This window comes from Leptolyngbya iicbica LK, from assembly GCF_004212215.1.
GTDB classification, from domain to species: Bacteria; Cyanobacteriota; Cyanobacteriia; order Phormidesmidales; family Phormidesmidaceae; genus Halomicronema; species Halomicronema iicbica.
On sequence record NZ_QVFV01000004.1, the window covers coordinates 298628 to 310332 of the forward strand.

Consider the following 11705-nt stretch of genomic DNA (forward strand, 5'->3'; position numbering starts at 1 on the left):
CGGGCATCTTGCCCGCGGTTTAAAGGACCGAATTCATCCTGCGATTCAGCAACGCTGAATTTTGCTAGTAATGGTTGCCGACTTTGCGATGGTGAACGGCAGTCAGGCCATCGCGTTTGGCGACGCGGCCGGTATGCACGGTAGCGGATACGAGCCAGTGATCGTTGCCATCCAGGCGGCCAGTGACTTCGCATTCCAGATAGGCCAGCGAGCGCGCCAGGATCGGGGAACCGTTTTGGGCTGGGTAGGTGTCAATGCCCGTAAAGCGATCGGCGCCGGGGGGAAACCTTTTGAGAAAATGCTTGATCAGCGGTTGACAGCGGCCCTCTTCCAACACGTTGAGCACGAAGGTATCGCCCACGTGGAGCAGTGACTCAATGGCCCGATCTTTAGAAACCGCGATCGCGACGCCGAGGGGCTCAAAGCTAGCTTGAATGACCCAGGAGGCTAACATGGCGCTGGCGACCTCGCCCTTGCGAGCGGTAATGATGTAAAGTCCACTGCTCAACCGACCAAGGGCGCGATCAAGACTGGAATCGAGGGTGTGACCTGGCTTGACCCGTTGCTTTTCGAGGAGTTGTTGACCTAAGTCGGTACCCGCCTCGTCACAGAGTTGATCAATCACCTCGGTCGGGGCGGTCTTGAGCACAATGGGGAGAAACGCCTCTGGCAGTCCGAGTTCTTGCAGTTGGGCGCGGAGCGGATAGATGGGCTCGTCTTGACCGCTGCCCGTTTCAAATAGGCCCATCAATTGGTGGCTAGAGGCCGTCGCTAAGATTGTGCTCAGGCCAGGATGGGTACCGCTATCGGCCTGTTGGGGGGGCATGCCGATGATGATGCCAGCAGCGCAGTTCACCATCTCTCGGATTTCGTGGGCATCGGCGACGGCTAAGTCGACGAGCTCAACGGTGACGCCAGTTTTGGCGATGCCGGTAGCAAGGGCGCGGGCGAGGCGATCGCTATGGCCGTGTTCATCGACATAAAACAGTGACACCAGCGTGTCAGTTTGGGCTTGGTTTTCGCTCCAGGTCCGATATTTTTCGACCCACTCGCAACGGTGATGCCATAACAGGGGGCCATGGCCGGTGGCGATTAGGTTTACCTCTAAGGTGGCAATGCGCTTGAGCGCCATGAGGACGGAGCGGGCATTTGGCCCCATCAAACAGTCGTAGTAAGTTTGAAAATCGGGCTCTAGTAGATGAGGCGTTTCATCCAGCAGGCAATCGTCGCAGTAGTGCATGCCAAACACATCGCAGGTGAAGAGAATGCGGGTACCCGCGTCGTAGGTGAAAATCGTGTCGGGCCAGTGCAGATTGGGGGCTGATACAAAGGACAATTCGTGACCTTTGCCCAAATCGAGTGTGTGCCCACTTTTGACCACCATCGACTCGAAGGGCTGGTGCACCATATTTTCTAAAAACTGAATCGCCACCTTAGAACCGACAACAATGACATGGGGGGCGCGATCGAGCACTTGCTGTACGAGGCCACTGTGGTCGGGCTCGGTGTGGTTGACGATCAGGTAATCCAACTCCGCCAGATTAACTTGTTGCTCCAGAGCGTCGAGGTAGAGGTCGCGAAATTTACGATGCGAAGTGTCGATCAGGGCAGTTTTGTCGCCGCGAATGACAAAGGAGTTATAGGTCGTCCCGTTTTGGAGCTCAAACTCGATGTCGAAGCGATCGCGATCCCAATCTAAACAGCGAATCGTCGTGGTATCTGGCGCAATGTTTTCGACCTGCAAAGTCAAACGTCCAGCCGGACTTAAGGTGGGAGAAGAATGAACTAGTGCAACCATGAGATTGCCCTCAATTAAATGACATTTTTTCTTACGAAACTTAAATAAATAGTGGCAGCAGCACGAAGGAATGTAAAATGTCAATTCCAAAACCAAAACATAATTTATTTGTATAATCAAAGAAAAATAGTTAAGCCACGCATATATTCTTGCCTGAGCCCTTCGATGGTGTCTCGGGTTCCATAATGTTGTCCTCTAGGCGGGTGGGATTCATTTTGCTGATACCTGCTGTTTATCCAAGAGCCAGTAGCGGTTACGGCGATCAAGGTTGACGTTGTGGCTCAATCCAAGTCAAAGGATGGATGAAATGCCCGTCTGGGCGCGTTAGTTTGGGGTCTGAAGATCGCTCGACAAACCGTGGATTTTGAACAAGCCAAGCTCAACCCCAGCAGCGTATTTGACTCACCCGCTGCAGTGGCAACGACTCAAACGTTGACAACCGCTGAGAAAATCGAAGTCTTGCGGCAGTGGGAATACGATGCGAGAGAGTTGCAGGTTGCTGCCGAAGAGAATATGGGTGAAGGCCCCGGTGAGTTATTGGATGAGGTGTTAGCCGCGTTAAATCGGCTCGGAGCTGGGGTGAGTACGGACCAAGCAGCGCCAACCAAGCAAGGTGGTGTTTGAGACGTGACTGAGCGATCGCATCTCCAGTCTTCGAGTCTCGGCGCGATCTAACCCGTCACAGTTCGGAAAGATTTCTCTGTTACTCCCGCTGTGCCGTAAGGCGATGAATCAAATTAGGGATTGCAGTAGGCGCAGTTGCCTGGGTCGGCGGTTTGCTGACCATCGGGAAAATTTTTGGCTTGCCCAAAGTCACAGCGCTGGCAGCGATAGGTCACCGAAAGGGGTAACAGGGTTGGGGTGTGGCACCACGCGCAGGGCAGGCCAGGATTCCGTCGCGCAATGCTGAATCCGGGGCATTGACAAGACGGACACCGCTGACTGATCAACTGGATTAAATTTTCCGTGGCGGCGGCAATGACTTGCATACGAGTGGGGTTGTAGTGGGCTCGCATATCAGTTTCTATATGGGCGGTGCCCCGCTCGGACTGCCCGATCGCTTTGCTCACGGCTTGGGTCAACTCCTGCTTTGTGGTGATGCCCTTGGCGATCGCGGCTGACTCTATCGCTCCATCTGTGGGCATCACGACTACCCCATGTTTAGGAAAGCCGACTGCGGTTGCAAAGGCCACTGCTTCGTCAACAGAGCGAACGGTTTGAGCGCGATAGTTAGTCTGAGTGCTGATGGCCTGACCGACGATTTCTAAATTGTGCTGGCGATCAAGAAGGAGCACGAGTTCGCGATCGCAGGGCACAAAGGGGATCTCGGGATGCGGGCCAAAGCTACCTTCGCTCGCGATCGCTAAATCACCGCCGGTCAGGTCTAACGCGGCTTGAGCCTTGAGTCGAGCCGTGGCGAGTTGATCGGCAGGACGTTTGATATCGCGGGTAAAGGTGCCGAGGCGATCAGTATTGAAATCAGGCGGGACGTGGATGGAGACGCCGAGGCTTGACTGTAGGAGGGGCGCGATCGCCTGCTCTTTGCGGTGCATCGTCGCAATAACGGCCTGCCTCCCGATAAATTCTGAAGCCTGATTAGTCGCTTCCCTCATAAACAAAGCAGAGTGACAAACAAATCTTTATCAGTTTGACCATACCGCATTTCTTTGACGATTGAGCCCTTTAGTTGGTCCCAGTGACGAAGCCTTGAGTTCACTCACAAAGGTGCTATTTTCACGTCTGTTTCGTTTAACCAAATAGGATGCTGAGGGGCGACTTACTTCGTAACAAAAAAGTCCTCGTCATACGTTATGTACAAGAGAAAAGGGGAGAGATGATAGCAGGATCATGGAGTCAGAAGGGAGCTCTCCCCAGTGCTGATTAGCAAACTCGTTCAGATTGAAAGGCAGGGATCAAAGCCTAGACTCATCTCATCGCTCTAGCATTTCTCGCTAATTAATAAGGGGATGAGAGGCTGAACAGAGATACGCTTTATTCCGGAATTATTCCATTGTTATAGGATTCAAAAACGGTCAGATTCTCTGATTTTTTTGATGGAGGGGATAAATCACTGTGCTCAAAATTTTGGACACGGGAGCGATGCCGCCGAGACATCACTTGTTCTGGATCAACGCCATCAAATGTGGGAGGTAGCCAAACTCGAACCACGAGTAAGGCACCTAATACGAGCAAAAATACACAGGCCACTAACACTTGTATCCAGGGAGTTTCTAATACCCCTCTAACAATAATTTCTCTCAGCACGGAGACGATGGAAACCTCGACTGCTACGCCGATCGAAACTCGATGCTCTTGTAAATAGATGATGAGTAGGCGAAAAACCTCGACCAAAATTAGCAGGAATAAAATGTCAGAGGTGACCGTTTGAAATTGTAAAGGCGGTAGTAACGACAGCACCATCTCTCTGAGTTGCAAGACCATAAAGCTAAATAGGCCAATGCACAAGCAGACTACGATCAAATCTTGAACGGTTTCTAATAATCGAATGACTCGGCCACTGTTGAGCCAACGGTACCAAGGCAGTGGAGAAGTTGCGTTGTCCATAGTAACTAAGAAGCACAGAGCTTCATTAGAGTGGTGCAGAGCAGACTAGATCAGCAATAGCGACAGACATCAACCGAACATTCTTCTGCGAGATAGCAAAGCGCGCGAAAGCGTAAGCTAACCACCTCTTCATATAGCGGGTTGAGTTTGCAAAGGGGCGGTATGTTGAACTGCATCATTCCTCCCAGTCGAATGTTCTTTGCAAAGGGACATTGGGTGGGAATGAGCTGACAAATCAAGTGCGCCTGAGCGGGATGTTGCATTTCAATTCGATTGAGTCGCTGGCGCAATGGGCTGAGAATATCTGGTGAAGGCGACTGCTGTTGGGGTGACTTTTTATTCGGCGCAAGGCTGAAGATAAATGACTTCAACATGGTTTTTGAGGCTGGATAGATAACTGCTATCTACAAGTTACTCATAATTTGAGTGAATAGCAATGCTGTTTTGATATAGGTTTAGTTTATGTTTGATAATGCTGGCTTAACTCTTAATTAGATGCGATCGCTCGTATCAGTTATGGGCATTAATGCATCAAAATGTGATGATTTTCTATTGTTTGAAGTATCTAAAGTTTTGCTGTGTTAAGAGCTGGCATTTGCTAAATAGCCACTAAAAAACCGGGGCTTAACCCCGGTTTTTTAGACGAGTTATGTCTCTCGATTTAACAGCCATCTGGCCCACAGAATTGGTGTGCGTACAGCACTTCTGCATCGCAGATATAGGCAATGCCGGAATAATCTTCGAAATACTTCGATGAAACCGTATCCGAGATTTTCAGCGCCATGTCTCGAGTGTCGGTCAAAATCTCAAACTTGATGTTTGATTGAGTGTCAGACACGCTGGGCTGGCCTGAAGACCGCACGTTGCGGCTGCCCTTACCGCCAGTTTCGAGAACGGTGTAACCAGTAGCCCCCTCTGCTTCGATAACTTTGGCGACCTTTTTCAGCAATACTTTCTCGGTGATGATCACAAGCTTTTTAGCTGGCTTAGACATGCAATGTACCTCCTTGCGCATGTATTCATTGAACTAAAGGGTTGTCAGACGAAGGGCACAATCTATTGATGCGCCCCGTCTGAGCTTAGCCCCCACCCATCGTCGCTTGGGCAAGCCCAATAAAGAACGGGATGCAGACAGCCAGAGCAATTGGTGTGCCAACCGCTGTGGAAGAACCGATATAGGCGGAAGGATTCGCCTTGGGAATACCAGCGCGCAACGTCGGCGGGCCAGAGATGTCGGAACTAGAAGCCGCAATGACGGACAGAAGTACAACGCCGCCAGGGCTAAAGCCCGTAACGATGTGAGCGATGTAGCCAAGACCGAAACCAATGCAACCGTGTAGCAGCGGCGCAATTACAGCGTATAAGGCATACCATTGACCGACTTTGCGCAATTCACCCAGTCGCGCCCAGGCTTCCATACCCATCACCAGCATCAAAATCGAGAGCAAGCCGCGGAAACCAGGGTTGAAGAAGCTTTCGTAGACGCTATCAGGCTTTGTAAAGATACCTAATGCCAAACCAAGCAGCAGAGCGGAAAGGGCCGAACCTTGCAGGCTGTCCTTGATGATGGGCCAGATCTTCACCCGCTCATCTTCAGGCATGCCAGCCGCGCCAGCACCGCCACCAGTCCCACCAGAAAAGCTGCCTTCAGCACTACGCTGATCACTGGTGGGATATCCACCGGAAGGCACCGCCGCTTCGCTGGCATATCCACCCGCAGCAGCGGGTTGCATGCCACTGAATTCACCCTTGCTAATGGCTTCTGCATTCTTGCGATACTTTTCACGCTTTTGCTTACCGGCATAAACGCTCGCTAAAACAATGGCCGTCACCAATGCTGGAATATCCATGAAGGGATAAAGGGCAGCAGACCAAGCTTCATACTCAATGCCTTGCCCTTCTAGCAGGGTGATACCAGCGGCGAGGGTCGAGCCACTCACGGCTCCGAATAAGCCACCAGTTGCAATGGCGTCCAAAGTTTTGACGCCCGGCAGTTGGGCTAGTGTATAGCGGGCGATAAAGACGACTGAGATGCCAATGATGACTGCAAATAAAGCGGGCAATAGCATCTCTGCCAAGTTAGCTTCGCGGATGGCAATACCACCGCTTAGGCCAACCTTGATCAGCAGCATAAAGACGATGAACTTGTAGATCGAGTCAGGAATCGTTAGTCGACTATTGAGAGCCGCAATGACCATCCCCCCGATCAGAAAGCCAAGGGTTGGGGACTGCAACTTGGATAAGAAGAGCGTCAAAAATTCGGATAAAAAATCCACGAAAACCTCCTTCCGCCGCCTCTTAACGAGGGGTGATGATAATGACAAATGAGCTTCAATGATTTGAAGAAAGTAGGGGTGAAGCGCTTCACCCCTGCAGCACAGGTGTTACGCAAAAGCCTGTCGACAGAGTTGTTCCAGAGATCGCTGTTCTCTGAACTGTGTTGAAAGGTGATAGCTGTCTGATATCCCCTTCAATAGATTTAGCTCTATCAAGAACTCAATCTCTATGTGAATAAGTCTATCCTGAAATGTTCGAGTTTCAGCGTTTCAATGGCACGGATTTAGAAAGCGATGTTAAATCCGGAATATAAGTTTTACTTTTATTTGTCGATGTCGACATATCTCTGGGTGATGTAAATTGCGATCGCGGCATCGTTCATTCAGAGTTCTATATAGCTGCAGGTGTTCTCTTTCTTGGATGGCGCTGCAAGTCACTGCAAGCGGTTGTCCAAAGCTTGGTTGGGTTGATGGCGATCGCTGCCAAGATGCCCGTTCTCAAGAGTCGGCCGACTTGGTAATGCGGCGGCATTTGATGACTCTGGCCCCTGATTGATTTCGGCAGCCAGGCTGACCTCAATGTGAATGAGGTGCCTTGAGCATTCAATTGTGCTCTTGCTGCTGCAATGGCTCATCCCGATCTTTGAGCCGTTTGAACAGGGCTCTTGCGATCGCTTCAGGCATCCGGTCCCGATCAGCCCTCCTCAGGGATTTAAGGGTGTGACTAAGGGATCGGGGACCTCTGCATAAGTGAGGATGCGCTTTTTATCTTGCGGAGTGTTGCCCTTGCAGTCGGTCCTTTTGCCAAACTGAGACAGTATCGCTGCTCTAAAACCCTTCTTATATATAGATGGGAACTTAGAGCTGTTCTAAATGAATGCTCCTCGTAGGTGGGCGTCAAGACACTAACCCCAAACGGCTCAAAGCCTGGGTTTTGCAGTTTCTCCGACGGTGACAGCAACTCGTGTCGCGCACATTGCCAAGGATTTTGGGGTGGGAAATTTCCCAAGCCCTCATCCTCGGCTCTCGCTGGGATGGATAGCGTGTGGCATGAGAGGTCTGTGGGGGGACGGCAAACCACTGCGGGTTTAATGCCTGTAATGGTGTCAACGGTCCATCGTCGACAATTGACTCCGGCGAGGCTCGACGTCGGAGCTGAGTCAGCGAAGTGGGGCGTCTATGTTGGCGAGGTCTTTGGCGCGACTCACCGGGGGTGACGATGCTGAACGCTAGTCAACCATCATTTGGGGCGGCATTGTGGAGGGCACATAGGTCGCCGATGGAGTATGTCGTGCGAGGTTAAACCACCCGATCGCGACCAGCACGCCAACCCCGCAGCCGAGCAAAAATGTCCAGGCGTGAGAAGCTTCGAGGACGCAGAGCAAGCGGCGATCGCGACTGTATACCTGCACAAGCCAACCTTCGCTCGTGTGGTTGAGACGGGGACGTAATTGAGACGAGTCAAACTTATTCATGGTGTCCGTTTCATGTTGGTTAGTTGTCGATTGAGGTGGGTGTTTAACCGCCACCTGTGAAGGAAACACCTGTTGAAAGTCACCTGTGACAGAGAACGCCTAGGCCAAAAAGCCGAGGTCGCTAGGGTTCGACCAAGACATCTTTAAGACAAGATAGATATCTATGCTTTTGGTTCGAACCATATTCTTAAGTTTATACTTAGATTTCTTTTGACTGCCAGGTTTACCTGCCTAATAACAGCAGAATAATCTGAACTCATCGATAAGTTGGAGTTATTTAAGCTGCCCTGACTCATTAGGGCAGCTCTAGGAGATTCTCTAGATGCCTGTATCGATCTCAGCGATCGCCTCAAGGCTTCATCTCAAGGCAGTTCTATTGACTAATCCTTCTTTTTGAGAACCCAGAAAACGTACTCGTCTTCCAAAATCCCGGTTTCAATTAATGTGTCTTCAATTTGTATGAGGGTTTTGAGCCAGGTATTGGCAAAGGCATCTTCATTGGCTCGCTTAAAGTCAAAATGCCCTGTCATGTAAGACAGCAAGACGCCCCCAAAGCCTTTTTGTTCTAATACGTCAAAATGCTCGGTAAACAGTTGTTTAAGTCGGAAACCACAGATGGCTTCAGAGGGATCTGATTGCTCAATAGATTCTGCGGTGGGCGTGACATAGTGAACCCGCATATTTTCTTGAGGTGATGCTGGGTGAGTGCCAAATTCGTCACGGGTAAAGGGTCGCAAAGATTTGGGTAGAGTTGCCAGCGCCGCGTTAATCCACCTGACCTGATGCTCAGGGAGTTGAAAGCGGAAAGCGCCATGGAATTCCACACCCAACATTAATCCTGCTGGTCGCAACTTGCTTTGGAGACGTTGTAAGCACTGCTCGATGTTGACAATGTGGTGTAAAACGCCCTCAAAGATGATGAAGTCAAACGTGCCTGGAATATCGGTGAGGTCTTGATTTAAATCGGCAACTATATATGTAATGTTTTCGTAGCCTAATGCTTGCGATTTTTCGGCGGCTCTGGCCAAGGCTTTATCCGCAATGTCAGAAGCGACAATTTCGCCGATGAACCCATGCTTACATAGCTCTCGTTCGACATGGCCTTCATTCGCTCCCAAGATTAGGCAACGATACTCAGCCCGGTCTTGTTCCGTGGGCGATTGTCCGATGGCGCCGCCGAAATACTTTTCCACGGCGTAGGTCAGCCAGTGGATATTTTCATCCCCAGAAACCTTGCGTTGGATGTGTTTAACGCAGGTGTCACATCCTAACCATATACCGTCATAACTGACGGGTTCATTGGCATTCCAGGGGTTGTTTGTAACAGCAGAAGTGGGCGTTTCGGCAGCAGCCAAAAACGGTTTTTTAAGACGCCGAGCGACCCTTGAAAAAAAGGATGTGACCATATGCGGAAACTTAAATTGCCTAAAACTATAGCACCCTAGTCAATCTATTAATTTAGCTAAGGTTAGCTATCAGACTGCGTTTTTGGGAGTCGATATTGATGCCCCGGCGATGTTTTTGTGTGACTACTGCTTTAAGCTGGCTTGGTAAGCGCGCCAGCCGCCGAATTGCGTGATTTCGGGTTTGTCTTTGACGGTGAGCGGTTCGCCAATGACGCCTAGCACGGTTTCCCCCGTTGCGAGTTTGACTTTGCCGATCGCTAATCCAGGGGGTTCTTGGCCCAATACAATGCCGAGACCCGCCAGGGGTACTTGCCAAATTTCTACTGCGATCGCGGCTCCCCCTTCCGCCACGCGAATCATGGCTGGATATTGATCATCAATGGTCCAGAGGCGATAAGCAGGTTCGGTCTGGGTCTCGCAATCAAACGTGGCCCCGACGTTCAAGAGGTTCGGATTAAGCGCGAGACCACGCATCAGGGTGCCATTTACAGCGAGTTTCAGAGTTTCCGTCATGGGTTAAGAGGGGGCAAAGGGGCACGGCAGATGTGGCATGTTAGACACAGTTTTATCCAGTGACGATCGCTAGCCCATTGACCGCGATCGCCATCCATCATCATCTGCTCGGTAATTCTAAACATTATTCTCAGCCCTCGCTCAGTTAGGCAGCACATCCTCTAAATAGGCTTACAACTAGAGACAGCACAAGCGAGGGAGAACTCATGGCAGTTGAGTATGATCTGGTGATTATCGGGGGCGGGTCTGCTGGGTTAGTCGCTGCCAGTGCCGGGGCGCAGTTGAATGCCAAGGTGGCCCTGGTGGAAAAGGAGCCTCGCTTGGGGGGCGATTGTCTGCATTATGGCTGTGTGCCCAGCAAGTCACTGATTCATGCGGCACGGGTGGCCCACGAGGTTCGCCAGGCTGCTACCTATGGCATTGATGCCTCGATTCACGATATTCATATTCGCAAAGCGCTAGGGCATGTGCATCGGGTGATCGATACGATTCAAGTGCATGATTCCACCGAGCGGTTTGAGTCGTTGGGGGTGGAGGTGATTTATGGCGAAGGCCAATTTCGCGATCGCCAAACCTTTGAGGTGAATGGCCGCCAGCTCAAAGCACGGACTTATTTGATTGCGACTGGTGGGCGTCCCGGTCTGCCGCCCATTACGGGACTCAAAGAGGCGGGCTATTTAACGAACGTCAACGTGTTTAGCATTGAGCAGCGGCCACAGTCGCTGGCGGTCATTGGGGCTGGCCCCATTGGTTGCGAACTTGGGCAAGCCTTTGCGCGGTTGGGCAGTCAGGTCACGATGATTGCCAGTCGCGACCACATTTTGCCGCAAGAGGAGCCGGAAGCTGCGCGGGTCGTGCAAGCCCAGATGGAATCTGAGGGCATTCAGATTTTGACGGAGACTCGGGCCAAGGAAGTGCTGGTCAAGAATGGACAGAAGGTGATTGTGACGAATACGGGCGATCGCGTCACCGTTGACGAAATCCTGGTGGCGGCGGGGCGCGTGCCCAATGTTGAATCGCTTAACCTGCAAGCTGCCGGAGTCGATGTGGGCAAAGAGGGCATTGTGGTGAATGCGAAACTGCAGACCAGCAATCCCAAAATTTATGCGGCTGGGGATGTGATTGGCGGCTATCAGTTTACCCATGTGGCGGGCTATGAAGGGGCGGTGGCGATGCAAAATGCGTTGATTTTGCCGACCAAGAAGGCCGATTATCGCGTGATTCCCTGGGCTACGTTTACCGAGCCGGAACTTGCGCGCGTCGGCTTCACCGAAGAGCAAGCGCGTAAACGCTATGGCGACGATTTGATGGTGTTGCGCCATGACTTTGACCATGTCGATCGCGCCTTGGCCGAAGGGGCTGGCATCGGCTTTGCCAAGTTCATCACCCGCAAAAACGGCGAAATTTTAGGCGCACATATGGTGGGGCCAGCGGCGGGGGAACTGATTCACGAAGTGGTGTTGGCGATGAGTTACAAACTCAAAGTCGGGGCGCTGAAATCCATCATTCACATTTATCCCACCCTGGCCGAAATCAACAGCAAAACGGCGCTACAGCTCACTAAGCAAACCTATGCCAAGAATACGCGGTTGCAAAATTTGCTGCGGCGATTTTTTGATTTTCGGCGATCGCTGGGCCGCTAACTGCCGCTGCCCATCGTGGGATACAGTGC

At 51.4% G+C, this 11705-nt stretch carries 11 protein-coding genes; 2 read left to right on the top strand and 9 right to left on the bottom strand.

All coding sequences use genetic code 11. The annotated features are described in order from the left end of the window. Positions 1–64: 64 nt before the first annotated feature. Positions 65–1798 carry a diflavin flavoprotein gene (locus DYY88_RS17110; RefSeq protein WP_039726513.1) on the bottom strand — a complete coding sequence of 578 codons (1734 nt, stop codon included), beginning with the start codon at positions 1796–1798 and terminating at the stop codon, positions 65–67. 357 nt (positions 1799–2155) lie between these two features. Here DYY88_RS17110 and DYY88_RS17115 point away from each other — a divergent pair, with 357 nt between their 5' ends. Next, positions 2156–2422, top strand: a complete 267-nt coding sequence (locus DYY88_RS17115; protein WP_039726515.1) for a hypothetical protein — start codon at positions 2156–2158, stop codon at positions 2420–2422. A 113-nt stretch (positions 2423–2535) separates the two neighbouring features. Here the strand turns inward: DYY88_RS17115 and DYY88_RS17120 are convergent, their stop codons facing one another. From DYY88_RS17120 to DYY88_RS17155, 8 genes are all read right to left on the bottom strand, one after another. Then, positions 2536–3411, bottom strand: coding sequence for a DUF6671 family protein (locus DYY88_RS17120; protein WP_039726516.1), 876 nt, complete (start codon positions 3409–3411; stop codon positions 2536–2538). A 379-nt stretch (positions 3412–3790) separates the two neighbouring features. Then, a complete protein-coding gene (locus DYY88_RS17125; protein ID WP_044151170.1) occupies positions 3791–4363 on the bottom strand; it encodes a phosphate-starvation-inducible PsiE family protein in 573 nt (190 codons plus the stop codon). Positions 4364–4413: 50 nt separating this feature from the next. After that, positions 4414–4737, bottom strand: a complete 324-nt coding sequence (locus tag DYY88_RS17130; RefSeq protein WP_039726517.1) for a Mo-dependent nitrogenase C-terminal domain-containing protein — start codon at positions 4735–4737, stop codon at positions 4414–4416. 287 nt (positions 4738–5024) lie between these two features. Beyond that, positions 5025–5357 (bottom strand): P-II family nitrogen regulator, encoded by a 333-nt coding sequence (locus tag DYY88_RS17135; protein ID WP_039726518.1) that lies wholly within the window; start codon positions 5355–5357, stop codon positions 5025–5027. 85 nt (positions 5358–5442) lie between these two features. Then, positions 5443–6639 (bottom strand): sodium-dependent bicarbonate transport family permease, encoded by a 1197-nt coding sequence (locus DYY88_RS17140; RefSeq protein ID WP_039726519.1) that lies wholly within the window; start codon positions 6637–6639, stop codon positions 5443–5445. 1229 nt (positions 6640–7868) lie between these two features. Continuing rightward, positions 7869–8114, bottom strand: a complete 246-nt coding sequence (locus DYY88_RS17145) for a hypothetical protein (protein WP_039726521.1) — start codon at positions 8112–8114, stop codon at positions 7869–7871. A gap of 380 nt (positions 8115–8494) precedes the next feature. Then, positions 8495–9469 (bottom strand): class I SAM-dependent methyltransferase, encoded by a 975-nt coding sequence (locus tag DYY88_RS17150; RefSeq protein ID WP_044151171.1) that lies wholly within the window; start codon positions 9467–9469, stop codon positions 8495–8497. Between the two features lie 174 nt (positions 9470–9643). Continuing rightward, positions 9644–10033 carry an allophanate hydrolase-related protein gene (locus DYY88_RS17155; protein ID WP_039726523.1) on the bottom strand — a complete coding sequence of 130 codons (390 nt, stop codon included), beginning with the start codon at positions 10031–10033 and terminating at the stop codon, positions 9644–9646. A 206-nt stretch (positions 10034–10239) separates the two neighbouring features. Between DYY88_RS17155 and DYY88_RS17160 the strand changes: the two genes are divergently transcribed. Beyond that, complete coding sequence (locus DYY88_RS17160; RefSeq protein ID WP_039726524.1) at positions 10240–11676, top strand: dihydrolipoyl dehydrogenase family protein; 1437 nt, start codon at positions 10240–10242, stop codon at positions 11674–11676. Positions 11677–11705 lie beyond the last annotated feature (29 nt).